We start from the raw sequence: 24,122 nt of genomic DNA, 5'->3' as shown, positions 1-24,122 counted from the left end.
GTTCACCCCGCGATCCGGACGGTGGTGGTCGCGCCCCAGATGGCCAGCGACAGGAAGAAGTCGACGATGTTGACCGCGACGATCGCGAGCCGGACGGCGCGCCCGACCGCGACGCCGACGCCGGCCGGTCCACCGCTCGCGGTGTAGCCGTAGTAGCAGTGCACCAGCACCACGATCACGCTGAAGACCAGCACCTTGAAGAAGGACCACAGCACGTCGACCGGGGGCAGGAACAGATTGAAGTAGTAGTCGTAGGTGCCGGCCGACTGATCGAAGTAGAAGACGGCGATGGTGCGGGTGGCCAGGTAGCTGGTGAGCAGCCCCACCACGTAGAGCGGGATGACCGCGATGAAGCCGGCGATCATGCGGGTGGTGACCAGGAACGGCAGGGACGGCACGCCCATCACCTCGAGGGCGTCCACCTCCTCCGAGATCCGCATCGCTCCGAGCTGGGCGGTGAAACCGCAGCCGACGGTGGCCGACAGCGCCAGCGCCGCCACCAGGGGGGAGATCTCACGAGTGTTGAAGTACGCCGAGACGAAGCCGGTGAAGGCGCTGCTGCCGATCTGGTTGAGCGCCTGGTAGCCCTGCAGGCCGACCTCGGTGCCGGTGAAATAGGTCAGGAAGCAGATGACGCCGACCGTGCCGCCGACCACGGCGAGCGCGCCGGAGCCGAAGCTCACCTCGGCCAGCAGCCGGACCACCTCACGCTTGTAGCGGCGCACGGTGCGCGGGGTCCAGGCGAAGGCGCGCAGGTAGAAGGCGAGCTGGCCGCCCAGGTCGTCGAGGTACCGCAGGCCCGGCATGTCAGCTTCCCTTCTGCGGTACAACCTGGAAGTACACGGCCGTCACGACGAAGTTCAGCGCGAACAACAGCATGAAGGTGATCACGACGCTCTGGTTGACCGCGTCGCCGACGCCCTTCGGGCCGCCCTTGGCGGTCATCCCCTTGTAGGAGGCGACCAGCGCGGCGGCCGCACCGAACAGCAGGGCCTTGACCTCGCCCACCAGCAGGTCAGGCAGCTGCCCCAGCGCCTGGAAGCTGGCCAGGTACGCGCCGGGCGTGCCGCCCTGCATGACCACGTTGAACAGGTAGCCACCGCTCACCCCGACCACGCTGACCAGGCCGTTGAGCAGGACGGCGACCAGCATCGAGGCGAGCACGCGCGGCACCACCAGGCGCTGGATCGGGTCGATGCCCAGCACCTGCATGGCGTCGAGTTCCTCGCGGATCTTGCGGGAGCCGAGATCGGCGCAGATGGCCGAGCCACCCGCGCCGGCGATGATCAGCGCGGTGACGATCGGGCCCGCCTCGCGGACCACCGCGAGCACCGACGCGGCCCCGGTGAACGACTGCGCGCCGAGCTGCCGGACCAGCGATCCGAGCTGCAACGCGATGACCGCGCCGAAGGGGATGGAGACCAGCGCGGCCGGCAGGATGGACACCGAGCTGATGAACCAGGCCTGCTGGACGAACTCGCGGACCTGCACCGGCCGGCGGCCGAGGCCGCGCAGGGTGTCCAGGCAGAAGGCGAAGAAGTCGCCGGTGGCGCGGACGGCGGCGACGGGGGCGCTCATCCGGCCACCTCCCGGTGGTGCCGCCCGTCGGCGGCGAGCTCCCGGCCGAGCTCGATGGTCGGCTGCGCGGTGTCGCGGCGGCCCTCGAAGGAGCCGGGTGGCGGAGTGACGCCGTTGTCCCGGCACCACTGCCCCGGCGGGCGCTCGGCCTGGCGGGGCAGCCCGTCCGAGGGCGGCAGCTGCAGCGGGATGGGCGGCAGCGGGGGCAGTTCGGCCCCGGCGTCCGCCTCGGCCTGCAACTCCTCGGCGTCCTTCTCCTCGGCCATCCCGATCGGGCCGACCCGCTGGGCGTTGAGGAACTGTCGCACCACCGGCTCGGTGCTGGACAGCAGCATCTCCCGGGGCCCGAACATGGCCAGGTGCCCGTGGTAGATCAGCCCGATGTTGTCCGGCACCGTCCGCGCGGTGTTGATGTCGTGCGTAACGATCAGGAACGTCGCCCCGGTCCGCTGGTTGAGGTCGATGATGAGCTGGTTCAGGTACGCGGTGCGCACCGGGTCCAGCCCGGAGTCGGGCTCGTCGAACAGGACGATGCGGGGGTCGAGCACGAGCGCGCGGGCCAGCCCGGCCCGCTTGCGCATGCCGCCGGAAATCTCCCCGGGCAGCTTCTTCTCGGCGCCGACCAGGCCGACCATGTCGAGCTTCTCGTTGACCACGTCGCGGATCTGCGACTCGGACTTGCGGGTGTGCTCCCGCAGCGGGAACGCCACGTTGTCGTAGATGGTCATCGAGCCGAACAGCGCGCCGTCCTGGAACAGCACGCCGAACAGCTTGCGCACCTCGTACAGCGCACGTTCGGAGAGCCGGGGCAGGTCCTTGTCCTCGATCCAGATCGAACCGGCGTCGGGCCGGAGCAGCCCCACCAGGGTCTTCAGGAACACCGACTTTCCGGTGCCGGACGGACCCAGCAGCACCGAGATCTCGCCCGCCGGCAGGGTCAGGCTGACGTCCGACCAGACGGGCTGCCCGCCGAAGGACTTGGTCAGTCCCTGCACCGCCACTTCGACACCCATGCGCCCTCCCTCCGTCGACATCACTGACATCGCGCCGGCCGGACGGAACGCAACACACTTCTTTACGCATGCCGGCAGCCACAGAGGGTGACCTATGCAAAATGGCCCACGTCTGGATAGCGTGCCGTTAACCCGCCGGTAATGAAGGTGCCTCGCAACCCATGACCACAGCGATCGAGCCAGAGCTCGTCCGCCGGGCCGCCGATGGCGACCCGACGGCGGTGTCGGCCCTGCTCACCGACGTACGGCCGCGACTCGTCCGCTACTGCCGGGCTCGGCTGGGCCGGGTCGGTGGGGCGTACACCACCGCCGACGACGTCGCGCAGGAGGTCTGCCTGGCGGTGCTGAAGGCCCTGCCCCGCTACCGGGAGCAGGGCAAGCCGTTCTCGGCGTTCGTCTTCGCCGTCGCCGCGCACAAGGTCGCCGACGCCCAGCGGGCGGCGGTACGCGACTCCGCCGTCACCATGACCGACACCCCGGTGGAGCACCCGGACGCGGCGCCGGGTCCGGAGCAGCAGGCCGTCGCCACCGACCTGGCCCGCCGGCTGTCGGTGCTGTTGCAGCGGCTGCCCGACGTCCAGCGGGAGATCATCACGCTGCGGGTGGCGGTCGGCCTGACCGCCGAGGAGGTAGGCAGCATCCTGGGCATGTCGGCGGCAGCCGTACGGGTGGCCCAGTCCCGCGCCCTCGCCCGGCTCCGTACCCTTGCGGGCAGCGGACTTGACGAGGTGGCGGCATGACCAGGAACGAGCCGGACAGCGGCGAGCAGCTGGACCTCGGTACGGTCACCCGCAACGACCTGCTCCTCGACGCGCTCGGGCGGGGCGAGGAGGGCACCGACGGCGACGACCTCGCGGCCATGCTCGCCGCCTGGCAGGCCGACGTCACCGCCGGCGTCGACGAGACCGGGACGAGCGACCGCTTCCCCGCCGTCGGCACCCACGCCGACGGGCGGGGCGGGGCCGACCTCCGTTCCGGGCCGTACGACGCCCGGGCCGGCCGCGTCCGACCGCGACGGCCCCGGCCGTGGGCACTGCGGCTGGCCGCCGCCGTGGCCGCCGTCCTCGTGCTGGCGACGGGACTGGGGGTGAGCAGCAAGAACGCCGGGCCGACGAGCCCGCTGTGGTCGTTGACCAAGGTCCTGCATCCCGAGCAGGCCGCGGTGCGCACCGTCGAGCAGAGCATCGCCCGCGCCCGCGACGCCGTCGCCGCCGGCCGGCTCGACGACGCCCGACACTGGGTCGACCAGGCCCAACAGGACCTGACCTCGGTCACCGACCCCGCCGACGCGGCCCGGCTGCGCGCCGAGATCGACGCTGTCCTGCGGGACCTGGCACCGGCGAGTTGCCCCGGCTGGCCCCGGTGCGCCCCGCCTGCGCCGCCCGCGCCGGCCGCCTCGACGACCAGCAGTTCCCCGAGCGCTCCAGCCCCGGCTCCACCCCCGACCGCCCCGGCGCCGCCGTCGGCGCGGCCCTCGCCGCGGCCCAGCTCCGGGTCCGGGCTCCTGCCGTCGCTGCCGTCGCTGCCGAAGCTTCCCCCGCCGCCGGCGCCGAGCCCGTCGCTGCTGCCGCCACTGCCGGAGCTGCCGCTGCCCACCGGGGACCTGCTCGGCTGACTGTCCGTCCGGGCCGGCGCAGCGTCGTGCCACCCGGCCGGGACGGTCGGTCGGTCACGGCAACGGATCGGCGCTGCACACCGGCCGCCACCGCCCCGGCCGACCCGACCGGCTTCCGCAGCCACCACCTCGTGCGCACTGGCGGCGCCGGCCGCCGGGCGGGGCCCTCGTGCGCACTGGCGGGGCGCGGTCCGTGACCCCGTACCGGCCGGTGACTCCGCCGCCCGACGTCCGCACCTGACACCACCTCGTCTCGGGTCCAGCGGAGACGGTGGACGGCACCTGACCAGCCGAGCGCGGTGCTCACCCAGAAAATGATGTTGCGCTCTGACCTTTGCGCGCGATGTACAGACATGGCATCGACGCGACCGGCCCGGAACCGGCACGGCAGGCATGCGGTGGCACGACCACCGGCTGATCGACGCAGGTCGACCCGTACGCCTGCCGTCATCGCGCAGGCCACCCCGTCCTGCGCGGCCTCGGACAGGGTGGTGGCGCGGCGCGACAAGCCTCAGATCGGCCGTACGGCGTTGCCACCATCAGGGAACGGTGGTTGACTGCTGCACCGTGTCAGAAACCCTGATTACCGATAGGTCTGCTATTTCGTGAAAGACGACGAGATGTCCACAGTGACGGCACCGCATCGTCGACGCATGACGTGGCGACAGCGAGCGGCCCGGTGGCTCGATCCCGCGCTCGCGCAGGCGGACGCCGCCGCGGCAAGCCCACCCCCACCCGAGAACCACGCGGAGGACCTCTGGCCGGCGATCTGCGACCAGTTCGCGCTGCGCATCCTCGCCTCGGCGTACCAGATGGGTAGCCACCTCGAAGCGGTGGAGACCGACGAGCAGGACCCGGAACGGCTCGAACGGCTCTACCGCATCGACCACGCGAACACCCGCATCCGCCGCCACGCGGAGAACCTCCAGGTGCTGCTGGGCCGCCGGGTCGAAGACGCCAGCCCGCAGACCGTCACCCTGGTCGACGTGGTCCGGGCCGCCTCCTCGGCCATCGAGCACTACCCCCGGGTCCGGGTCGGACACGTCGTCGACCTGGGCGTCGTCGAGTTCGCCGCCGACGACGTCATCCGGGTACTCACCGAACTGCTCGACAACGCGACCCGCTTCTCGCCGCCCACCTCGTCGGTGGTCGTCTCCGCCTACGTCACCGAGGACGGCAGCGTGCTGCTCCGGGCCGAGGACGCCGGCGTGGGCATCGACCCTGGCCAACTACCGCAGCTCAACGCCATGCTGGCCGGCACCGCGCCGGCACCGGCCACCGGCAACCCCGCGGCCCACCTGGGCCTGCTCGTCGTCGCGCACCTGTCGCGCGCCCACCAGCTGCGGATCAACCTCACCGCCCGCCCCTCGGGCGGCACCACCGCGACGGTGCTGATCCCCGGATCCCTGCTCTGCGAGGTGGCGCCCGCCGCCCGGCCGAGGCCTGCCGGCACCGCGCCGACGACGGCGGGCGGCCGGCCACCCGTCTGGGCCGGAATCCCGCAAGGGAGCGCGCAGATGTCCAGGTCCGACGACAGCAGGCACGCCCCGACGGTGCGCCTGGCCACCCTCCTCGATGCCGCGCCGGCCGGCGACGGCCCGGCCCCGGACACCCGCCCGCCGGAGCCGGCCGGCGGCCTGCCCCGCCGGGTACGCGAGAGCGTACGTGGGCAGGCTCCCTCGCCCGGGGCGCACCGCCCGCCGCCACCGGGTACGGCATCCCAGCCCCCGGCCTCAGCGCCCGGCGGATCTGCCTGGCCCGATGAGACAGCCGACTTCGCCGCCGGGGTCGGCGACGCCCGACCAGCCACCCTCGACGAAGGACACCCCTGATGACCGGACCGCTCGACGCACGCCACCAGCAGGTCGCCGGCCAGAGCCCGCCGGACTGCGCCTGGCTGGTCCGCCAGTTCGCCGACGACGTACCCGGGGTCACCCACGCAGTGCTCGTCTCCCTCGACGGACTCCAGCTCGCCGCGTCCGGTCGGGTGCCCCGCGACCTCGGCGACCAGCTCGCCGCCCTGACCTCCGGGCTGCTCAGCATCGCCGACCGCAGCGCCGCCCTGCTCGACCTGGGGCCGTCGGAGTACCTGACGGTCCGGCTGCCCCACGGGCACCTGCTGTTCATGCGAGTGGGCGAGTCGGCGGGCCTGGCCGTGGCCGCCACGGCCGGCTGCGACCTCCGCGTCGTCGCCTACCGGATGACGCAGTTCGTCGGCGCCGTCCGGCACGCGCTCACCCCGCAGGTCCGAAGCGAGTTGCACCGCCATACCGCCGGCCGGCCGGCCCGCTGACCGTCCCGGAGCCCAAGGAGGTCTCCACCATGCCCACCCCGTACTGGAAGGTGCGGCCCTACGTCCTCACCGGCGGGCGCACCCGCACCCGGCAGCACCTGCTGGTGCACACCCTGGTGTCGGTGCCGTACTACGACGCCGTGTTCGCCTCGGGCCTGCTGCCGGAGCCCCGTTCGCTCTACGAGCACGCCCGCACGACCCGGTCGGTCGCCGAGCTGTCCGCCGTCTGCGGCATGTCGCTGGGGGTGACCCGGGTGGTCGTCGACGACCTCGCCGCGACCGACCGACTGTGCATCCACGGCGACACCGCTGCCTCCCCGTTCGACCACCGCCTTCTGGAGAGACTCCGCGATGGCCTCCGTCAGCTCGCCTGAGCACCCCCTGCCGACCTCGGCGAAGATCGTCATTGCCGGCGGCTTCGGGGTCGGCAAGACGACGTGCGTGCAGTCCATCTCGGAGATTCCGCCGATCAACACCGAGGCGTGGATGACGGCGGCGAGCGAGACCGTGGACCGGCTCGATCCGGGGATCGACAAGACGACCACCACCGTGGCGATGGACTTCGGCCGGCTGACGATCGGCGGGGACCTGGTGCTGTACCTGTTCGGCACGCCCGGCCAGCCCCGGTTCTGGCCGATGTGGGACGACCTGTGTCGCGGCGCGGTGGGCGCCCTCGTCCTGGCCGACACCCGACGCCTGGAGGCGTCCTTCCCCGCGGTCAACTACTTCGAGCAGGACACCGACCTGCCGTTCGTGGTCTGCGTCAACCTGTTCGACGGCGTGCTCACCCACCGCCTGGACGACGTCCGGGAGGCCCTCGGACTGTCCGCCCACGTTCCCCTGGTCGCCTGCGACGTCCGGGACCCCTCGTCGGTCGCGCGGGCCCTGGTGACGGTCGTGGAGCACACCATGGCCAGCACCGCCGGCGCGGTCCGGTAGCTCACCCACCTGGAGGTACAGATGCGCAGAATCCTGATCGTCGGGGCCGGTCAGTCCGGGCTGCAGCTCGGACTCGGCCTGCTCGCCGAGGGCTACGACGTGACCATCATGTCGGCCCGTACGCCCGAGGAGATCCGCCGTGGCTGGGTGATGAGCACACAGGCCATGTTCGCCGCCGCCCTGCACACCGAACGGCGGTACGGCCTGGATCTCTGGACGGAGCAGACGCCGCAGATCCAGGGGCTGCACGTGTCGCTGTCCGCGCCGCCCGGCGAGCGGGCCCTGCGCGTTCCCTGCCCGCTGGACGACCCCGCGCAGAGCACCGACCAGCGGCTGAAGATGGCCGCCTGGCTGGAGCTGTTCGAGCAGCGGGGCGGCACCGTGCACTACCAGGGCGTGACCACGGCCGACCTGGACGGGCTGACCCGGCTCGGCCGCTACGACCTGACCGTCGTGGCGGCCGGCAAGGGCGATCTGGTGGGTGTCTTCGACCGTGACCCGCAGCGGTCGGTCTACGCGACGCCACAGCGCGGGTTGGCCGTCGCGTACGTGCACGGCATGACGCCGGACCCGCTGTGGCCGCAGCCGCACGTCAGCTTCAACGCGGTGCCCGGGCTCGGGGAACTCTTCGTCATTCCCGCGCTCACCATGTCCGGACCGTGCGACATCCTGTTCTGGGAGGCGGTGCCGGGCGGGCCGCTGGACCTGTGGCAGGAGCGGCGGGATCCGGCCGAGCACCTCAGGCTGACCCTGGAGCTGACCCGGCAGTACACGCCGTGGATCCACGAGCGGTGCGCCCGGGTGGAGTTGACCGACGGGCGGGCCACCCTGTCCGGCCGGTACACCCCCACGGTGCGCCACCCGGTCGGCGCACTCCCCTCGGGCGGCGCCGTCCTCGGCATGGCCGACGTGGTGATCGCCAACGACCCGATCACCGGCCAGGGCAGCAACACCGCCGCGAAGTGCGCCGACGCGTACCTGCGGTCGATCCTGGACCGCGCCGACCAGCCCTTCGACCCGGAGTGGATGGAGCGGACGTTCGAGCGGTTCTGGGCCGACACCGGCCAGGCGGTCACCCACTGGACGAACGCCATGCTCCAGCCGCTGCCCCCACACGTGCAGCAGATCCTCGCCACCGCCGCGACCAGTCCGGCGATCGCCCGTCGGTTCGCCTACGGCTTCTGCGACCCGAACGACCTGGACGACTGGTTCATGGCGCCGGACCGCGCGGAGCAGTACCTGGCCGCGGTGGCCGTCGGCTGACCCGCCCCCACCCCCGGCCGGCGCCGGTCGGGCGCGCGGCGGCGTGCCGGGGGATCCACCGTCGCCGGCCGGCCCGGGTACGACCGGGGGCCGGCGTCGGTCAGGGCCCGTGTGGCAGGGGCTCGGCCAGGGCACGGAGGTCCGCCGGCAGTTGCACCATGGCGTCCTCGAACTCCCGATGTCCGACCACCCGGTGCAGGGTCTGCAGGACGGCCCGCACGCCCCGTTCGGCGACCCCGCGGTCCACCCCGGCGCGGTCGGCCACCCGACGCAGGAACTCGTCGTAGCCGAACGCCTCCGGATCCTCCGTGCCCTTGATCATCAACGGGCTCAGCTCGTCGGCGAGGTGGCCGGCCAGGGCCCCGGCCTGGCCACCACTGATCCGCTGCGTGAGAGTGCCCAGGGTGGCCTCGGTCAGGGACCGCGCCGTCTCCGGCGGTACGCCCGCCCGTGCGGCAACCTTCTCGACGAACTTCAGCTCGGCCATGCGACGTCCTTCCCGTGGCGAGGCAGCGTGGCTACCCGCGGCCACCGTCGGCAAACGCTCCCCCGCCGTCGCCCGGCGACCGGGTCCATTGGTGTTTGCGCCTTTTTGGCCATTTGCCCGGAAGGTGTCTTGTTCCTGAACAGTGGCGAGGCCGCCTGCACGACCGTCGAGAGGGGACATCCGGACGTCGCTCGACTCACCCCTTCAACCTCCCGCGGCTGCCCGTCCGAGACCGCTCGCGCCACCCCTGACCAGCGCTTATGTCGGATCCCATCAGTTGGGGCGACCGGAAACGGGTGGTATGACTAGAGGTGTCGACCACCGATGGCGCTCGTCGTCACACCTCGGCACCGCAGCGGGTGCCACCCGGGCAGCGTGGTCGTACGCCTCCGGCAAGCGCTCCCGACGGGTACCCGCATCGACCTCAGGGAGTTGCCGTGCAGAGCATGCGAATCTGGCGCAACCGGCGACCGTTCGAGAACACCGTCCTGGTCACCGCGCCGGTGTGCGGGCTCCTGCTGATCACCCTCAACGTGCGCCCGCCCTCGGTGGAGATGGCGATGCCGCGACCGATCCGGATCGGCTGGGAACTGGGCCTCATCGTCGTCGGGCTGGGCGGCCTGCTCGGCCTGGCCTGGCCGGGACGGGTCTCCACCGCCCTCGGCATCGAACTCGCGACGATGCTCCTGCTGGGCACCCTCGCCGGAATGTACTCCGTCGCCCTGGTGGTGATGTCCGGCCGGATGGCGATCGCCGCGACGTCGTTCATCACCGCGGTCGCGGTGGGCTCGTGGTGGCGCGCCACGGAGATCCTGCTCGACCTGCGGAGGCTGATCCGCAACATCGACGTGGACAGCGGCAACTGTCCCACCGGCGGCCGACGATGACGCCGCCGGCCGACACCACCACCGCCCCGCAGTGGGTACAGGTCCTCCTGTCCGTGCTGGGCGTGCTCGGCGGCGCCAGCGGCCTGGCCGCCATCGCCGCCGTCGTGGCCCAACGCGGCAAGTTCAAGGCGGAGGCGGCGGACATGCTCACCGACGCGGCGCTGACCCTCGTGCAACCGATGCGCGTACGGGTGGCAGAGCTGGAGGCGGAGGCACAGGCGGCCCGCGAGCAGCTGAGGACGGCCCGGGAGCAGACGGAGCGGGCGACGGCCACGCTCAGCGACCTGCACGCGATGCTCGACCGCTGGTACGCGCTCATCTTCGCCCCCGACGCCACCCTGCGGTCGATCCGCAGCGCCGTACGGGAGGACCGCCGCAGGCGCGGCGAACAGTGGGACCAGGGGCCCGACCCGACGCGCCGCCGACCCTGACGGCGACCGCCGACGGGGCCGGCGCCGGGCGGAGTCCGGAGTCGACCCTCGGGCGGTAGGCCGGCGCTGATCCGGTGCCGTCAGCCCGGCCGCCGCGTCAGCGCGGGTCGTCCTCGGCGGACGGGTGCGGCTCAGCGGTCGCGCCGTCGACGACGGGCGGGCCGGCGACGGCGTCCAGACATGCGGTCACGGTGGCGGTGACGCCATCGACTCCTCGGGTGAGCAGCAGGCCCTCGCTCAGCCGGTGGGCCAGCCACAGGCCGCGTCCCCCGGCGACATCGACAGGGGGCAGCCGCACCGGAAGACCTGACGCGGTCGCCCCGTGGTCGCTGACCTCGCAGATCAGCACGTCGTCCCGACGCCACAGCTCGAGGTGGCCGTGGCCGCCGCCGTGGCGCACCGCGTTGGTGGCCAGTTCGTGCACGGCGAGAACGAAGTCGTAGCCCTCATCGCCGACGAGTCCCGCGCCACTGACCGCCGCCCGCAACCGGTGCCGCAGCGCGGTCACGGTGGAGGCGGTGAAGTCCTCGGACATGAGCACGGACGCCGCGGTCGGCCGGGGGCTCACCAGCCCCGGGTCGAAAGCCGCAGCGTCGTCGTTCACGCTCGCAGGTTACCCACGGTGGAAATTTCCGCGACCCTTGCGAGAAGGCAACTACCCGCGGTGATCCTCGTCCAGGAACTCGTCGATCATCGGGGCCAGCCAGTCGGCGCGGTGCGGGATGGTGGTGTGGGTGGTGCCGGGCAGGATGGCCAGGCGGCAGGACGGCAGGCCGGTCAGGTCGCCGGCCACCGCGCCGCCGAGCAGCCGGAACATCCGCACGGCATGCTCGGGCTGGACGATGTCCGAGTCGGCCAGCACGATCATCGTGGGCGCGGCCAGCGCGCGGATCTGCGCGGGCGTCCACTGCGGCAGGTTCGCGTCCAGGACCTTCATCTTGGTGACCAGGTTGGGCCAACCGGCCGGGTCGGGCGCGGTCCGCAGGTACTCCTCGTGGAACTCCGAGCCGTGCAGGTGTTCCGGTTGCAGGTCCTGGATGCCGTCCAGCAGTCCCGGGTGCAGACCGCCGTCGTCGAAGCTCACCGAGGCGAGCACCAGCCGCCCGACCCGGTCGGCGTGGTCGGTGCCGAGGCGCAGCGCGACCGCCGCGCCCATGCTCCAGCCGAACAGGTCCGCCCGCTCGACACCGAGGCGGTCGAGGAGCTCGACCACGTCGGCGGCGAAGTTCTCCACGGTCAGCGGACGGTCGATGTCCGGGGTCCGACCGTGTGCCTGCAGCTCGATCGCGATCACCCGCCGGCTCTTCGCCAGCAGCGGCAGGATCCTGCCGAACGAGGTGCCGATGCCGGAGAGCGCCCCGTGCACGAGGACGACCGGGCGGCCCTCGCCGGTGCCGTGTTCTTCGTGGTGGATGTCCATGTGCCCACGGTGGGCCACGGCGCTTACGGTCGGCTTCAGATCGCCTTCCGCGTCGATAGGATGGCCGCCGTGCAGTTCGGGTTGCTCGGGCCGCTCGCCGTCAGCACCGACGCCGGCGAGCCGGTCGTCGTACCCGGCACCAAGGTGCGGGTGCTGCTGGCCGACCTGCTGGCCCACCGCAACCAGGTGGTCTCGGCGGACCGCCTGATCGACGACCTGTGGGGCGAGGACGTCCCGGCCAATCCGGCCGGCGCCCTCCAGGTGCGGGTGTCCCAGCTCCGCAAGGCGCTCAACGACGCCGAGCCGGGCGCGCGCGAGCTGGTCGAGTCACGGCCGCCCGGTTACCTGCTGCGTACCGGCGCGGTGGACGCCGACCGGTTCGCCGAGCTGGCCACCGCCACCGACGTGGACCGGCTGACCGCCGCCCTCGCGCTGTGGCGCGGCGACGCGTACGCCGACGTGGCCGACGCCGAGTTCGCCCGCACTGAGGCCACCCGCCTGGCCGAGCAGCGCCTCGTGGTGCACGAACGGCTCGCTGACGCCCGGATGGCCCGCGGCGAGCACGACCTGGTCGCCGCCGACCTGGCCGAGCTGGTCGCCCGGCACCCGCTGCGCGAGGGTCTGCGGGCGTTGCAGATGCGCGCGCTCTACGCGGCCGGCCGTACGTCCGAGGCCCTGGACAGCTACGCCGACCTGCGCGACCGGCTCGTCGACGAGCTGGGCCTCGACCCGGGGCCGGAGCTGGTCGCCCTGCACCGCAGGATCCTCGAACAGGACGCCGGCCTGAGCGCCCCGCCGAAGACCGCGATCATCCGGAACAGCCTGCCGGCCCGCCTCGACGGGCTGGTCGGACGGGCTGAGGCGCTGACCGAGCTGCGCGCCCTGCTCCCGGCGCAGCGGCTGGTCACGCTGGTCGGGCCGGGCGGGGTCGGCAAGACCCGGCTGGCCACCGAGGCCGCCCGCGAACTGGTCCTCCCGGACGGCGCCCACCTCGTGGAGCTGGCGCCGCTGCCGGTCGGCGACCCGCGCGTCGCCGACGAGGTGCTCGGGGCCTTGGACCTGCGCGAGACGGCGGGCGCCAGTGTGTCCGCCGTCGACCGGCTGTCCGCGGTGCTCCGGCACCGGCAGCTGCTGCTCGTGCTGGACAACTGCGAGCACGTCATCGAGCCGGTCGCCGCGCTGGTCGCCCGGCTGCTGCGGGACGCGCCCGGCGTCACCGTGCTGGCCACCAGCCGGGAACCGCTCGGCCTCACCGGCGAGCTGCTCTGGGAGGTGCCGCCGCTGGCCGTACCCGAGCACGACCGGGACCTGGACGCGGTCCGGCGCTCGGCCGCCGCCCGGTTGTTCGCCGCCCGCGCCGCCGCGCAGCACCGCGGCTTCCACCTCGACGAGCGGACCGCGCCCGCGGTGGCGCAGCTCTGCCGCCGGCTGGACGGCCTGCCGCTGGCCCTCGAACTGGCCGCGACCCGGGTACGCGCGCTCGGCGTGCAGGGCGTGGTGGACCGGCTCGACGACCGGTTCAGACTGCTCGCCACCGCGCAGCGGGACATGCCGCCGCGGCAGCGCACGCTGACCGCGGTGATCGGCTGGAGCTGGGACCTGCTGGCCGAGGCCGACCGCCGGGTGCTGGCCCGGCTCGCGGTGTTCAGCGACGGCTGCACGCCCGACGCGGCCGAGCAGGTGTGCCGGACCGACCTCGACGCGCTGGCCCGGCTGGTGGACCGTTCGCTGGTGGCGATGGACGACTCGGGGGCAAGCCCCCGCTACCGGCTGCTGGAGTCGGTCGCCGCGTTCTGCCTGGAACGGCTGGAGGACGCCGACGACGTCCGGGCGGGGCACGCGGCGTACTACACCGACCTGGCCGAACGCGCCGACCCGGAGCTGCGCGGCGCCGACCAGCAGGAGTGGCTGGCCCGGCTTGACGCCGAGGCGGCGAACCTGCGCTCGGCGCTGGCCCACGGCGGCGGGCTGCGCCTGGCGGTCGCGCTGAGCTGGTACTGGTTCCTGCGCGGCCGGCTCACCGAGGCGCGGCGGGCGCTGGCGATGCGGGGCGACCCGGCCGAGGAGGCGCGCGCCGCGCCGTGGCGGGCCGGGTTCGCGCTGTTGCAGGGCGAACCGATGGCGCCGGGCGACCTGCGCGCCGCCCTGGCCGGCGACCCCGGCGGCCGGGCCGCGTGGTTCGTCGCGAACGCGGTCATCGATCGCAGCGACCTGACCCTGGCGGCGGAGCTGCTGCCCAGCACCGTCGACGACCCCTGGACCGAGGCGGCGGTGCTCAGTTCACGGGCCAAGCTCGCCCACGCCACCGGCGACCTGGCCACGCTGGAGCACGCCGGTACCCGTAGTGCGGCGTTGTTCGCGCAGCTCGGCGACCGCTGGGGCCGGTTGCAGGCGACCGACTGGGTGGGCGGCCTGGCCGAGATGCGCGGCGAGCACGAGCGCGCCGCCGCCCTGCACCGGGAGGGGCTGCGCTGGGCCGAGGAGCTGTCGCTCTGGCCCGAGGTGGGCAGCAAGCTGTCCTGGCTGGCCTGGCTGGCGGTGCAGACCCGCGACTACGCGCAGGGCCGGGAGCTGGCCGAACGCGCGTACCAGCTGGCCGTGGAGCAGGACGCGCCGAACGCGATGATCTTCGCGGAGATGGGCCTCGGCCTGGCCGCCCGCCGCGACGGCAAGCTCGACGTGGCCGTCACGCACCTGACCCGCATCGCCGAGCAGGGCCGCCGCGAGGCGCAGCCCGCGCTGTACCTGCCGATGATCCTGGTCGAGTTGGGCTACGCGGCCGAGCAGAACGGCGACCCGGTTGCCGCGCTGGCCCTGCACGTCGAGGCGTTCGACGCCGCGCAGGCGATGGAGTCCCCGCGCGACGCCGTCAACGCGCTGGAGGGGATGGCCTCGGCGGTGCGTTCGCCCGAGGTCGCGGCCCGCCTACTGGGCGCCGCGGCCGCCGCGCGGGAGGCCGCCGGGGCCCCGGCCGCGCCGGCGGAGCGCGACGAGACCGACCGGGTGACGGTACGGCTGGTCGCCGCCCTCGGCCGGGAACGCTTCGAGGCGCTGGTCACCGAGGGCGGCAGGCTGGGCCCGGGCGAGGCCCGGGCCCAGCTGGAGAGCGCGTCCGTCAGCGGGCCGCCGTCGGCCGGTACGAGGCGATGATCACACCGCTGCGGTGGACCCTCGTGTCGACCAGCTCGAACGACGCCTTGAAGTCCTTCAGCGGTGCCGTCACGCTGTCGCCGCCCTCCAGCACCGGGTGGATCCAGAACCGGACCTCGTCCAGCAGACCGGCCGCGATCAGCTGGGTGGTGACCGAGCCGAAGCCGTACTGGAGGATGGCCTTGCCGTCCTGCGCCTTGAGCCGGGTCACCTCCTCGATCAGGTCGCCCTGCAGCACCTCGCTGTTCTTCCAGGTCGGGTCGGTCAGGGTGGTCGAGGCGACGTACTTCTTGACGTTGTTGAAGTAGGCGGCGCCGGTGCTCGGGTCGCTCTCGTCCCGGGTCGGCCATGCGGCGGACATGCCGTCGTAGGTGATCCGCCCCATCAGCAGCGCGTCGGCCTCGTCGGTCTGCCCGCCGGCGAAGGCGGCGGCCTCCTCGTCGAAGTACGGCATGGTCCACATGGGGTTCTCGATGACGCCGTCGAGGGTGATGTAGGTCGAGTTGATGAGCTTGCGCATCGGGATCTCCTGGCTGTCGGTGGCGCTTCCGGTGACGCCCAGAACATTGCCGGATCCCGCTTACGATTCGCTTCAGGCGCCCTTACGCACGCCGGAGCACTCTCCCCGCCGGGGCGGGATTGCTTCGCGCCGAACCGGGTAGCCCGCCGGACAGTCCCGCCGAAGCGGAGGCACCCATGCCGATCACCCCGGAGACCGCCCGACCGCACGAGCAGCCGGAGGAGAACTCCCGGCACGGCCGCCTGACCGTGCGACCGGGTCCACCGGTCGCCGCCACGGGCCGCACCGGCCTGGTGTCGTTCGACGCACCGGACGGTGAGCTGGTCGCCCAGGCCTACGTGCCGGCGCCGGCGGACGGCGGCCCGTACCGGCTGGCCCTGCTGCTGCACGGCGCCGGCGGGTCAACCCGGCAGGCCCTGGAGCTGATGCTGCCGGTCGCCGACGACCAACGCCTGCTGCTCGTCGCGCCGCAGTCCGCCGCGGCGACCTGGGACATGATCGGGGTCGGCTTCGGGCCCGACGTGCGCCGGATCGACCGGGTGCTCCAGGAGATCGTCACCGGCTACCCGATCGCCGGCATGCTGATCGGCGGGTTCTCCGACGGCGCGTCGTACGCGCTGTCGATTGGACTGATCAACGGCGACGTCTTCGACGCCGTCCTGGCCTTCTCCCCCGGCTTCGCCGCCCCGCTGCTCACCCACGGCACGCCGCGCGTCTACATCTCGCACGGCACCGCCGACCGGGTGCTGTCGATCGACCGGTGCAGCCGCACCCTCGTGCCGCGCCTGCAGACCCTCGGCTACGACGTCACCTACGACGAGTTCGACGGTGGGCACGACGTACCCGAGGCCACCGTGCGCCGGGCGGTGGCCTGGCTGGAGCCCGCCGCCTGACCCGCGGGACCGGTCGCCACCCACCCTCACCTGCGGCAGAGCCACGCCGGCGGCGGTCACGAGCGGCCAGGTCGCCGGCCGGTGTCCCGGAGCCGGACCGTCGGGCTGCCGCGCCGGGCGCGACGTTCTCCGGGGAGGTGACATCATGTGCGCGAACCGGCCGACTGCTCCGCGCGCGGGGAAGGATGAGCTGCCCTATGGCGCACTTCGAGGCGAGGACGTCCACCGAACCCGGGCGGGCGGTGGTGCGGCTCGCCGGCGAGTGTGACCTCGCCGCCCGGGAGGAGCTCACGGCCGCGCTGCTGGCCGCCGTGGCCGACGCCCAGGTCGTGCTGGTCGACGCGGGGGCGCTCGACTTCCTCGACTCCACCGGCATCCACGGCCTGGTCACCGCCCACCACGCGGCCCGCGCGGCCGGCGGCCGGCTGTACGTGGTCAACGCCCGCGGGCCCGTCGCGAACGTCCTGGCGATCACCGGCGTCGCCGACCTGCTGCGACCGCCCACCGACGACGGCGTGGACCCGCGGTGACGGCCCGCCGGCCGGTGGAGGACGACGGTGTCTGACCGTCCCGCCGGCCCGTCCTCCGCCGTCGCCACGATGCCGTACGCGCAAGCCGACGACCTGGTGCACGTCCGCGCGTTCGTTTGTTCCCGGGCCCTGGCCCGGGGGTTGCCGGCGGCCCGGGTGGAGCTGCTCGCGCTGGCGGTCAGCGAACTGGCGACCAACACGTTGCAGCACACCCACGGGGGCGGCCTGGTGCGGGTGTGGGCCGAGGCGGGCCAGCTCGTCTGCGACATCGTCGATCAGGGCGGACCGCGCACGGTGGCCCGCGAGATGCCCACCGCCGAGGCGATCCGCGGTCGGGGGCTGGCGATCGTCGCCCGGATCTGCGACGAGGTCGCCGTCGAGCCCACCCCGGCCGGGACGGTGGTGCGGCTCCGGTTCCGCCTCTGAGGACGGGTCAGCGCAGCACGCGCACGGCAAGGGTGCAGGTGTCGTCCTCCGGGCTGGGCTGGTGCAGCACGTCGCGCAGCCGCGGCAGGGTCTGTGCGTCGGGCTCACGGGAGACATCGGACAGCGTCCGCATCACCGGGCCGAGCAGGTCGACCGGGTCGCCGACCCGGCGTTCCACCAGCCCGTCGGTGTAGAAGAGCAGCAGGTCGTCCCCGCGCAGCCGTGGGGCGACGACCGGATAGGTCGAGTCGGCGTCGGCGCCCAGCAGCATCCCCGCGGGCCGGTCGAGTTCGGCGGTCGTCCCGCCGCGCGCCAGCAACGGGGCCAGGTGGCCCGCCTGCGCCCAGGACAGCGACCGGGTCGCCGGGTCGTAGACGGCGACCACCGCGGTCGCGGTGATCTTCAGCTGCCCGCAGAGCCGGTTCATGTGCCCGAGCAGCACTCCGGGGTCCCGGACGCCGATCGAGAGCCAGGCGACCAGCGCGAACCGCAGGTGCGCCATCCCGCTGGCCGCCTCCAGGCCGTGCCCGGCGACGTCGCCGACGGCGAGCGCGACCAGCCCGTCCGGCAACGTCTGCGCGTGGTACCAGTCCCCGCCCACCTGCACGGCGCTCTCCGCCGGCAGGTAGCCGACCAGCACCTCGAGGCCGGCCAACGGGACCGGCTCGTGGGGCACCGGCTGGATCAGGTTCTGCAACTGCCGGGCCAGGCGATGCTCCGCCAGCGCCGTCAGCTCCCGGGTGTGCAGCTGGTCGCTGAGCCGCTCGATGGCGGTACGCGAGGCCACCCGGGCCGTCACGTCCTGCACCACGGCGTAGATCTTCACCGGAGCGCCGTCGGCATCCCGGGCGACGTCGGAGAGGATGCGCAGGTACTTCACCGACGAGCCCGCCCGGAAGCGCACCGTGACGTCCGACGCCGCGCCGCTGTCCAACGTCTGCCAGGCGGCCTCCCGCAGCCCGTGGTCGTCGGGGACGATCGCCGCGGACTGCTCGGCCCGCGACAGCGGGCCCAGCGCCGGATCACGCTCGAAGATCCGGTACATGCCGGGCGACCACTCGCTGCGGCCGGTGATCAGGTCGTACTCCGCCCAGCCGAGGCTGCCCAGCAGCTCGGTACGCTCCATCCGACGCTGGTGCTCGTCGAGCCGCTCCCACCACACCAGCAGGCCGCCCAGCACCCGCTGCACGCTGATGTCGAACAGCGAGTCGGCGACCACGCCGGCCTGCTTGCCCTCGTACCGGAAGTGGGGCACCCGGGCCGGCACGCCGCTGGCCAGCACCCGGTGGTACGCCTGCCACAGCACGCCGCCGACCATGCCGGGATAGAGGGCGCTGAGCAGCCCGCCCACCCGCCCGGCTCCCCGGCCGTAGACGTCGCGGCCCTGTTCGCTGGTGGCGGCCACGCGGAAGTCGACGATTTCACCGTCCTGGGTCACCGGCAGCAGCCAGCTGCACCCGGACGGCATCGCCGCCAGCACCTGCCGCACCGCCGCCACGATCGGGGCGTCCACCGACCAGGTCACCGCCTCGGCATGGGTGGTCGGCACGCCCTCGTCTGCCATGCGAGCAGCGTAACGACCCCTCCCCGGGACAGCGGTCCCGGCGACCCCCGGCCGGCGTCCGCGTCGAGGCATCTCCGTCCCGGCCCACGTCGATCCGCCTCAGCGGTGTGCATCGCCGGCGATCCCGCTATCGGCGAGCCTCTGCAATTGCCAAACTCTGGCAACAAGTTCGCGTCAGCTCTCGACAGCCCCTCTCCCGGTAACTAACGTCTGGGCTATGACTCCTTACCGATTTGACGTGCGGGCCTGGCAGGAGAGCTGGGACCGGCAGCAGGAGGCGTACCTGCCGGACCGGGAACACCGCTTCGCCGCGCTGCTCGACGCCGCCGACGCCGTCGCCGGCGACGGACCGCTGCGGCTGCTGGATCTCGCCGGCGGCACCGGCTCGATCAGCCTGCGCGCCCTCGCCCGGCGCCCGGACGCGCAGGTCACCCTGGTCGACCTCGACCCGGTCCTGCTCACGATCGCCGAGGCCTCCCTGGCCGGCCGCGCCACCGTCGTCACCGCCGACCTCAACCGTCCCGACTGGACCGCCGCGCTCCCCCACGACGGGTACGACGCGGTGCTCACCGCCACCGCCCTGCACTGGCTCGACGGCCCCCGCCTGGCCACCCTGTACGGCGAGATCCGCGCGGCGCTGCGCCCGGGCGGCGTGTTCGTCAACGCCGACCACATGCCCGACGAGGCCCTGCCCACGCTGACCGCCCGGCTGGCCGACCGCGCCCGGCAGCGGCGTACGGCCCGCCACGCCGCCGGGGCGGCCCAGTCGTGGAGTGGATGGTGGGAGCAGGCCGCCGAGGATCCGGCCCTCGGGCCACTGGTGGAGAAGCGGCGACAGATCTACCCCACCGGGCACAGTCCGGAGTGGAACCCGCCGGCCGACTGGCACCTGGCGGCGTTGCGCGCCGCCGGCTTCAGCGAGGTCGGCGTGCTCTGGCGCAACGGCGCGGACGCCGCCGTGGCCGCCCTGGCCTGACCGGCCGCGCAGGGGCCCGGACCACCTCACCTGGCACCGATGACGACCACCCGCGCCCAGTCCGGCGGCGAGTCCGGCACGTAGTCGGGATTCTCCTCGTCCACCGGCCGGGCGCGGGGAAACAGCCCCACCACCGTCCGGCACGACGGCCGCGAGGTCGGCCAGGGCGTCTGACCGTCGGTCAGCACCACGACGACGTCCGGTCGGGGCCGGCTGCGCAGGGCCCGGGCGAAACCCGTCCGCAGGTCTGTGCCCCCGCCGCCCACCAGCGGAATGTCCTCGGCGCGACACAGCGGGTGCACGACCCGGGCCGCCGCGTCGCACGGCAGCACGCTGACCAGGTCCCGCCGCCCGCCCACGGCCCGGGAGATCGCGGCGACCTCCAGCAGCGCGCTGCCCAGTTCGGTGTCACTGACCGACCCCGACGTGTCGATCACCACGCAGACCCGAGGGGGCGTGCGCCGCAGGCTCGGCAGGATGGCGCCGGGCACGCCGGCGGAGCGCCGCGACGGCCGCCCGTAGGTGTAGTCCTCCCCCACCCCAGGGGCGGAGGCCGCCGAACGGACCGCCGCGCCCAGCAGGTCCCGCCACGGCTGCGGTGGGTGGAACACCTCCTCCGCCCACCGTCGCCAGCCCGCCGGCGTGGTCCCGGGCCGGGCGGCGATGCCCTCGGCCACGCGGAACCGCACCGCGTCCCGCTCCTGCGCGGTGAGCCCGTGCGCGCCGTCGGGTCCCAGGTCCCACCCGCGCTCCAGCCCGTCGGCCCCGCTGCCGCAGTCCAACCAGGCCAGGTCCTGGGTATACGGCCCGAGCCGGAACTGGCGCAGGTAGTCCTCCATCAGCTCGCCCTCGGGCAGGCCCAGGTGCCGTGGATCGACGGCCCCGTCGGGCCGGGCCAGGCCGTCACCGAACACGTCGTCGTTGATCTCGAAGTCGGCGGCGATGTTCATCCGCAGCCGTTCCCCCGGCCCGGTCAGGCCGCGTTCGCGCGCCACCCGGTCGCTGCGCCCGTGGTGGTCGCGCAGCAGGTGCGAGACCTCGTGGACCCACACCCCGGCGAGTTCCTCCACCGGGGTCCGGTCCACGAACGCCGGTGCCACGTAGCACCGCCAGTGCGGGTCCACGGCCATCGTCGGCACCTGCCGCGACGGCACCACGTGCAGGGCGAACAGCGCCGTCGCCAGGTAGGGCCGGACCCGGGCGGCGTGCAGCCGGGCGGCGAAGAGCTTGTCGAGGTCCAGCATGTCGGTGCGGTCGGCGGTCACCGGCCGGCCCCCATGGCGGCGGCCACCCGGGCCGCCGCCTCGTCGGCCCGCCGGGACAGCGACACCGCGCCGGCGAGCCGCTCGATCGACGCCGGAACGTCCCAGTCCTCGCGGCGCAGCGCGGCGAGGGTGGACGCGGGGACTACCACCAGGTCCGGGGCTCCCGTGTCGAGCGCCCGGACCAGCAGCGTCCACGCCGCGTCCCAGCGGGACTTCTCCGGACGCCGGCGCACCGCCTCCACCACGCCGTCCAGCACGGCCTGGCGCAGGTCACCCCCGCTGCGGGAGGACGGCGGCGGCCGGATCGGCCAGCAGCACCTCCGGGTCCGGCAGGTCCATCCGGTCCATGCTGGCCAGCAGCTCCAGCCCCGGGCCGTCCCCGACGGCGCCCCTGACCAGCATCGACAACACGTCCCGGGAGGTGCCCGCCGCGGTCGCGAAGGCGACCAGGCGCAGCGTCATCTCCCAGCTCCGCGGCGACGGCCAGGCGCCGCCCCGGCGACCTTCGGTGGTGGGCAGCCGGTGCACCAACGTCGGCCGGGCCGACAGCAGCCCGCACACCGCGCGGCGGGCGAAGGCGACGGCCGCCGACAGCCGCCGCGGGTCGAGCCGGGGCAGGGCCGCCCGGGGCCAGGTTCCGCCGAGGCCGCGTACGACGACCTCGTGGTCGTGGGTCCACTGGAGATGGACGAAGCGGTTGGCCAGCGGCGGGCTCAGCTCCCAGCCGTCCGCGGCCGAGGAGCGCGGATTCGCGGCGGCCACGATCCGCACGCCGGGCGGCAGTCGCAGGGCGCCGATGCGGCGCTCGAGCACCAGGCGGAGCAGGGCGGCCTGCACGGCCGGCGGCGCGGTGGACAGCTCGTCGAGGAAGAGCAGCCCCCGGCCGGCGCGGACCAGGCGCACCGCCCAGTCCGGCGGGGCCATCGGCACACCCTGCACGGCCGGGTCGTCGCCGACGACCGGCAGCCCGGAGAAGTCGGACGGCTCGTGGACGCTGGCGATCACCGTGGTCAGCGGCAGGTCCAGGGACGCGGCGAGCTGGGTCAGGGCCGCGGTCTTGCCGATCCCCGGCTCGCCCCAGAGCAGCACCGGCAGGTCGGCGGCGACGGCCAGCGTCAGGGCCTCCAACTGGGTGTCGGGGCGCGGTTCGGTGGTGGTGTCGCCCAGCAGGGCGAGCAACTCGGCGGCGACGTCGAGCTGGGCGGCTTCGGCGGAGATGTCGGTCGGCATGGGCATGTGTGATCACCTTTGGGTTCGTGACGGGTGGGACAGCGCGGCGGGGTCGGACCCACCGGTCAGCGCGTGGTGCCGTGGCGCGGGCGGGAGCGGCGGTCACGGGTACGGCGACGGTCCGAGTGGGCGGGGCCGGGCCCGCTTCCGGCGAGCCCCGCCCGGAACAGCCCGTACGTGACCCGCCGCGACGCGGCCGTCTCCAGTTCGTCGCGCAGCGCACCGGCGCGCAGCAGCGCCGCGGGGCCCAGCAGCGCCTCGACGGCGGCCAGCGCGCCGGCGGTGTCGCCGTGGTCCAGCCGGGCGCGGACGTCGTCGAGGCATTCCGGGTGGCGGTGCGCCTCGTCGATCGCCCGCAGGCAGGCGAGCGGGGTGCCGGTCAGCGCGGCCAGCAGTTCCTCCCGGCGGATCTCGGCCTGGTCGTGGTCCAGCGCGACCAGCACCCCGTCGACCAGGCCGATCCGGTGCTGGGCGCCCCGGCACCGGACGAGCCGTGGCTGACCGGCCCGCTGCGGCATCCACGGCACGCCGACCGCCGGATGCTCGGGTGCCAGTGCCGAGGCCACCAGCGGGTGCAGCCGGTCGACCTCGACCAGCCCGGCGCGGAGCAGTGCCAGGTCCGGCAGCACCCAGGTCGCCGCGTCCGGAAGCACCGGCAGTTCCTCGGCGCCCCGCCGGGCTGGCGACCGGAGGATGCCTCCGTCCGGAGCCAGCTCCAGGACGAGCCGACGCCGGCCGCCGAGCCGTACGGCGACGGCACCGCCGGTCCGGCCCTCGGCGCGGAGCAGGATCGCGGCCTCGGCCGCCCACCGGTCCACCGCGCGGTCGAGACCTGGCGGCGCCGCCTCCGACGGACCGGCGTCCAGTGCGGCGAGGCGGTCGGCGGGCAACCGGTCCGCTCCCGACCGCGTCCTCAGCTCGGCGGCCCGGCGCGCGTCCCAGAGGTGACGGTGCAGGTCGAGACGGAACCGACGGTCGGGGTGTGGATGGGGGTGACGGCCGTCCCGGTGGCCGTCCCAGAGCGCCAGACTGAATCGCTGACCGGCGTCCGCCCAGGCCGGTGGCGTGCGGGCCACCAGGTGCACGGGGGCGTCGCCGTCGCGTCCGGCCTCTTCGTACCGGGCGAGCGCGATGGTCAGGCCGGGGCGTAGCAGCCCGTCAGGGGCGATCCTCGGCAGGTGCCAGCGCAACAGGTCGGGCGCCAGCTCCCGGAGGTCGGCCCGGACCCGGGCCGCGAGTTCCCGACCGTGGGTGCGGGCCACCGCGCGCAGGCTCGGGTCGACGTCGACGCGCGCGGCGGCGCACGCCCCGGCCCAGTCGCCGGCGCGGCGACGGGCGGTCGCAATCTCGATCATGGACGGCGGCACGGCGAACTCGCGCACGCGCCGCCACAAGGAAAGGCGAGGATCCGCATCCGCGGCCCGGGAGTGCATCAGCACTCACCTTGCGCGGACGGAACCCCCAATCTGCCACGAGGGGTCATCATCGCGAGGGAGCATACCGCTCCTCACACCAACTCTGCCAAGCGTTTCGCGCCGTCCCGGATGCCGGGCGCGCCTCGTTCGCCGACACCCCGTCCGGCGCCGCCGCCCGCCTCCGCCCAACTTTTATTGCGCCGTAATATTGACGCGCCCTGATGGGA

The 24,122-nt window shown here is 73.9% G+C and carries 24 protein-coding genes and 1 pseudogene; 14 read left to right on the top strand and 11 right to left on the bottom strand.

Going from position 1 to position 24,122, the window contains the following annotated elements; all coding sequences use genetic code 11:
• Positions 1–2: 2 nt before the first annotated feature.
• Genes M2302_RS19605 through M2302_RS19595 form a run of 3 tightly spaced genes read right to left on the bottom strand, consistent with a single transcriptional unit; the run spans position 3 to position 2,591 of the window.
• Positions 3–806, bottom strand: a complete 804-nt coding sequence (locus M2302_RS19605; protein ID WP_210775907.1) for an ABC transporter permease — start codon at positions 804–806, stop codon at positions 3–5.
• 1 nt (position 807) lies between these two features.
• Positions 808–1,578 carry an ABC transporter permease gene (locus M2302_RS19600; protein ID WP_210775908.1) on the bottom strand — a complete coding sequence of 257 codons (771 nt, stop codon included), beginning with the start codon at positions 1,576–1,578 and terminating at the stop codon, positions 808–810.
• Positions 1,575–2,591, bottom strand: coding sequence for an ABC transporter ATP-binding protein (locus M2302_RS19595; protein ID WP_280839302.1), 1,017 nt, complete (start codon positions 2,589–2,591; stop codon positions 1,575–1,577). The genes M2302_RS19600 and M2302_RS19595 overlap by 4 nt, the downstream gene beginning before the upstream one ends.
• Before the next feature lie 161 nt (positions 2,592–2,752).
• Between M2302_RS19595 and shbA the strand changes: the two genes are divergently transcribed.
• The 7 genes from shbA to M2302_RS19560 all read left to right on the top strand — a co-directional run bounded on the left by shbA (position 2,753) and on the right by M2302_RS19560 (position 8,701).
• The gene (gene shbA / locus M2302_RS19590) at positions 2,753–3,331 is read left to right on the top strand and encodes an RNA polymerase sigma factor ShbA (RefSeq protein ID WP_280839301.1); all 579 of its coding nucleotides are present in this window, start codon (positions 2,753–2,755) and stop codon (positions 3,329–3,331) included.
• Positions 3,328–4,206, top strand: coding sequence for an anti-sigma-D factor RsdA (locus tag M2302_RS19585; protein WP_280839300.1), 879 nt, complete (start codon positions 3,328–3,330; stop codon positions 4,204–4,206). Before shbA ends, M2302_RS19585 begins: the two co-directional genes overlap by 4 nt.
• A 653-nt stretch (positions 4,207–4,859) precedes the next feature.
• Positions 4,860–6,038, top strand: coding sequence for an ATP-binding protein (locus M2302_RS19580; RefSeq protein ID WP_280839299.1), 1,179 nt, complete (start codon positions 4,860–4,862; stop codon positions 6,036–6,038).
• Positions 6,038–6,499: a roadblock/LC7 domain-containing protein gene (locus M2302_RS19575; protein ID WP_280839298.1), complete on the top strand. Its 462-nt coding sequence runs from the start codon at positions 6,038–6,040 to the stop codon at positions 6,497–6,499. The genes M2302_RS19580 and M2302_RS19575 overlap by 1 nt, the downstream gene beginning before the upstream one ends.
• Before the next feature lie 29 nt (positions 6,500–6,528).
• Entirely contained in the window at positions 6,529–6,873 is a 345-nt protein-coding gene (locus tag M2302_RS19570) for a DUF742 domain-containing protein (protein WP_154936744.1), read from the top strand.
• Positions 6,851–7,438, top strand: a complete 588-nt coding sequence (locus M2302_RS19565; protein ID WP_154936743.1) for an ATP/GTP-binding protein — start codon at positions 6,851–6,853, stop codon at positions 7,436–7,438. Before M2302_RS19570 ends, M2302_RS19565 begins: the two co-directional genes overlap by 23 nt.
• Positions 7,439–7,459: 21 nt before the next feature.
• Positions 7,460–8,701 carry a styrene monooxygenase/indole monooxygenase family protein gene (locus M2302_RS19560; RefSeq protein WP_280839297.1) on the top strand — a complete coding sequence of 414 codons (1,242 nt, stop codon included), beginning with the start codon at positions 7,460–7,462 and terminating at the stop codon, positions 8,699–8,701.
• Positions 8,702–8,801: 100 nt separating this feature from the next.
• Here M2302_RS19560 and M2302_RS19555 read toward each other — a convergent pair whose 3' ends face one another.
• Positions 8,802–9,188 carry a DUF2267 domain-containing protein gene (locus M2302_RS19555; protein ID WP_280839296.1) on the bottom strand — a complete coding sequence of 129 codons (387 nt, stop codon included), beginning with the start codon at positions 9,186–9,188 and terminating at the stop codon, positions 8,802–8,804.
• Between the two features lie 446 nt (positions 9,189–9,634).
• On the opposite strand from M2302_RS19555, the gene M2302_RS19550 reads away from it, so the two are divergent.
• Both M2302_RS19550 and M2302_RS19545 read left to right on the top strand, forming a co-directional pair.
• Positions 9,635–10,075, top strand: a complete 441-nt coding sequence (locus M2302_RS19550; RefSeq protein WP_280839377.1) for a hypothetical protein — start codon at positions 9,635–9,637, stop codon at positions 10,073–10,075.
• On the top strand, positions 10,072–10,506 hold the full coding sequence (locus M2302_RS19545) for a hypothetical protein (protein ID WP_280839295.1): 435 nt from the start codon (positions 10,072–10,074) through the stop codon (positions 10,504–10,506). The genes M2302_RS19550 and M2302_RS19545 overlap by 4 nt, the downstream gene beginning before the upstream one ends.
• A gap of 97 nt (positions 10,507–10,603) precedes the next feature.
• On the opposite strand, the gene M2302_RS19540 is transcribed toward M2302_RS19545, so the two are convergent.
• Entirely contained in the window at positions 10,604–11,110 is a 507-nt protein-coding gene (locus M2302_RS19540; RefSeq protein ID WP_280839294.1) for an ATP-binding protein, read from the bottom strand.
• Between the two features lie 51 nt (positions 11,111–11,161).
• Positions 11,162–11,926 carry an alpha/beta hydrolase gene (locus M2302_RS19535; protein ID WP_280839293.1) on the bottom strand — a complete coding sequence of 255 codons (765 nt, stop codon included), beginning with the start codon at positions 11,924–11,926 and terminating at the stop codon, positions 11,162–11,164.
• Positions 11,927–11,995: 69 nt separating this feature from the next.
• On the opposite strand from M2302_RS19535, the gene M2302_RS19530 reads away from it, so the two are divergent.
• Complete coding sequence (locus tag M2302_RS19530) at positions 11,996–15,076, top strand: BTAD domain-containing putative transcriptional regulator (RefSeq protein ID WP_280839292.1); 3,081 nt, start codon at positions 11,996–11,998, stop codon at positions 15,074–15,076.
• Here M2302_RS19530 and M2302_RS19525 read toward each other — a convergent pair.
• A complete protein-coding gene (locus tag M2302_RS19525; protein WP_280839291.1) occupies positions 15,042–15,596 on the bottom strand; it encodes a dihydrofolate reductase family protein in 555 nt (184 codons plus the stop codon). The two genes, M2302_RS19530 and M2302_RS19525, sit on opposite strands and share 35 nt — an antisense overlap.
• Positions 15,597–15,772: 176 nt before the next feature.
• Between M2302_RS19525 and M2302_RS19520 the strand changes: the two genes are divergently transcribed.
• The 3 genes from M2302_RS19520 (at position 15,773) to M2302_RS19510 (ending at position 17,445) form a co-directional block, all read left to right on the top strand.
• Entirely contained in the window at positions 15,773–16,489 is a 717-nt protein-coding gene (locus M2302_RS19520) for a phospholipase (protein ID WP_280839290.1), read from the top strand.
• Between the two features lie 197 nt (positions 16,490–16,686).
• Complete coding sequence (locus M2302_RS19515; protein ID WP_280839289.1) at positions 16,687–17,019, top strand: anti-sigma factor antagonist; 333 nt, start codon at positions 16,687–16,689, stop codon at positions 17,017–17,019.
• Between the two features lie 27 nt (positions 17,020–17,046).
• Positions 17,047–17,445 (top strand): ATP-binding protein, encoded by a 399-nt coding sequence (locus M2302_RS19510; protein ID WP_280839288.1) that lies wholly within the window; start codon positions 17,047–17,049, stop codon positions 17,443–17,445.
• 7 nt (positions 17,446–17,452) lie between these two features.
• Here the strand turns inward: M2302_RS19510 and M2302_RS19505 are convergent, their stop codons facing one another.
• Positions 17,453–19,009, bottom strand: a complete 1,557-nt coding sequence (locus tag M2302_RS19505) for a PP2C family protein-serine/threonine phosphatase (protein WP_280839287.1) — start codon at positions 19,007–19,009, stop codon at positions 17,453–17,455.
• 217 nt (positions 19,010–19,226) lie between these two features.
• On the opposite strand from M2302_RS19505, the gene M2302_RS19500 reads away from it, so the two are divergent.
• Complete coding sequence (locus M2302_RS19500) at positions 19,227–19,985, top strand: class I SAM-dependent methyltransferase (protein ID WP_280839286.1); 759 nt, start codon at positions 19,227–19,229, stop codon at positions 19,983–19,985.
• 26 nt (positions 19,986–20,011) lie between these two features.
• On the opposite strand, the gene M2302_RS19495 is transcribed toward M2302_RS19500, so the two are convergent.
• The 3 genes and pseudogenes from M2302_RS19495 to M2302_RS19485 all read right to left on the bottom strand — a co-directional run bounded on the left by M2302_RS19495 (position 20,012) and on the right by M2302_RS19485 (position 23,913).
• Positions 20,012–21,229 (bottom strand): VWA-like domain-containing protein, encoded by a 1,218-nt coding sequence (locus tag M2302_RS19495; protein ID WP_280839376.1) that lies wholly within the window; start codon positions 21,227–21,229, stop codon positions 20,012–20,014.
• A 17-nt stretch (positions 21,230–21,246) separates the two neighbouring features.
• A pseudogene (locus tag M2302_RS19490) lies at positions 21,247–22,486 on the bottom strand (MoxR family ATPase).
• Between the two features lie 59 nt (positions 22,487–22,545).
• Complete coding sequence (locus tag M2302_RS19485; RefSeq protein ID WP_280839285.1) at positions 22,546–23,913, bottom strand: hypothetical protein; 1,368 nt, start codon at positions 23,911–23,913, stop codon at positions 22,546–22,548.
• Between the last annotated feature and the right edge of the window lie 209 nt (positions 23,914–24,122).

It is taken from the genome of Micromonospora sp. A200 (genome assembly GCF_029893845.1).
Lineage (GTDB): Bacteria > Actinomycetota > Actinomycetes > Mycobacteriales > Micromonosporaceae > Micromonospora > Micromonospora purpureochromogenes.
The sequence above is the reverse complement of the archived record's forward strand: the minus strand, read 5'-3'. Positions and strand labels throughout refer to the sequence as shown.

Bases quoted from the DNA above. Each gene is read 5' to 3' on its own strand.
- M2302_RS19585 (WP_280839300.1), top strand. From the start codon at position 3,328: ATGACCAGGAACGAGCCGGACAGCGGCGAGCAGCTGGACCTCGGTACG.
- M2302_RS19560 (WP_280839297.1), top strand. From the start codon at position 7,460: ATGCGCAGAATCCTGATCGTCGGGGCCGGTCAGTCCGGGCTGCAGCTC.
- M2302_RS19600 (WP_210775908.1), bottom strand. From the start codon at position 1,578: ATGAGCGCCCCCGTCGCCGCCGTCCGCGCCACCGGCGACTTCTTCGCC.
- M2302_RS19555 (WP_280839296.1), bottom strand. From the start codon at position 9,188: ATGGCCGAGCTGAAGTTCGTCGAGAAGGTTGCCGCACGGGCGGGCGTA.
- M2302_RS19545 (WP_280839295.1), top strand. From the start codon at position 10,072: ATGACGCCGCCGGCCGACACCACCACCGCCCCGCAGTGGGTACAGGTC.
- M2302_RS19535 (WP_280839293.1), bottom strand. From the start codon at position 11,926: ATGGACATCCACCACGAAGAACACGGCACCGGCGAGGGCCGCCCGGTC.
- M2302_RS19595 (WP_280839302.1), bottom strand. From the start codon at position 2,591: ATGGGTGTCGAAGTGGCGGTGCAGGGACTGACCAAGTCCTTCGGCGGG.
- M2302_RS19565 (WP_154936743.1), top strand. From the start codon at position 6,851: ATGGCCTCCGTCAGCTCGCCTGAGCACCCCCTGCCGACCTCGGCGAAG.
- M2302_RS19570 (WP_154936744.1), top strand. From the start codon at position 6,529: ATGCCCACCCCGTACTGGAAGGTGCGGCCCTACGTCCTCACCGGCGGG.
- shbA (WP_280839301.1), top strand. From the start codon at position 2,753: ATGACCACAGCGATCGAGCCAGAGCTCGTCCGCCGGGCCGCCGATGGC.
- M2302_RS19520 (WP_280839290.1), top strand. From the start codon at position 15,773: ATGCCGATCACCCCGGAGACCGCCCGACCGCACGAGCAGCCGGAGGAG.
- M2302_RS19515 (WP_280839289.1), top strand. From the start codon at position 16,687: ATGGCGCACTTCGAGGCGAGGACGTCCACCGAACCCGGGCGGGCGGTG.
- M2302_RS19505 (WP_280839287.1), bottom strand. From the start codon at position 19,009: ATGGCAGACGAGGGCGTGCCGACCACCCATGCCGAGGCGGTGACCTGG.
- M2302_RS19525 (WP_280839291.1), bottom strand. From the start codon at position 15,596: ATGCGCAAGCTCATCAACTCGACCTACATCACCCTCGACGGCGTCATC.
- M2302_RS19500 (WP_280839286.1), top strand. From the start codon at position 19,227: ATGACTCCTTACCGATTTGACGTGCGGGCCTGGCAGGAGAGCTGGGAC.
- M2302_RS19580 (WP_280839299.1), top strand. From the start codon at position 4,860: ATGACGTGGCGACAGCGAGCGGCCCGGTGGCTCGATCCCGCGCTCGCG.
- M2302_RS19550 (WP_280839377.1), top strand. From the start codon at position 9,635: ATGCGAATCTGGCGCAACCGGCGACCGTTCGAGAACACCGTCCTGGTC.
- M2302_RS19485 (WP_280839285.1), bottom strand. From the start codon at position 23,913: ATGCACTCCCGGGCCGCGGATGCGGATCCTCGCCTTTCCTTGTGGCGG.
- M2302_RS19575 (WP_280839298.1), top strand. From the start codon at position 6,038: ATGACCGGACCGCTCGACGCACGCCACCAGCAGGTCGCCGGCCAGAGC.
- M2302_RS19495 (WP_280839376.1), bottom strand. From the start codon at position 21,229: ATGCTGGACCTCGACAAGCTCTTCGCCGCCCGGCTGCACGCCGCCCGG.
- M2302_RS19605 (WP_210775907.1), bottom strand. From the start codon at position 806: ATGCCGGGCCTGCGGTACCTCGACGACCTGGGCGGCCAGCTCGCCTTC.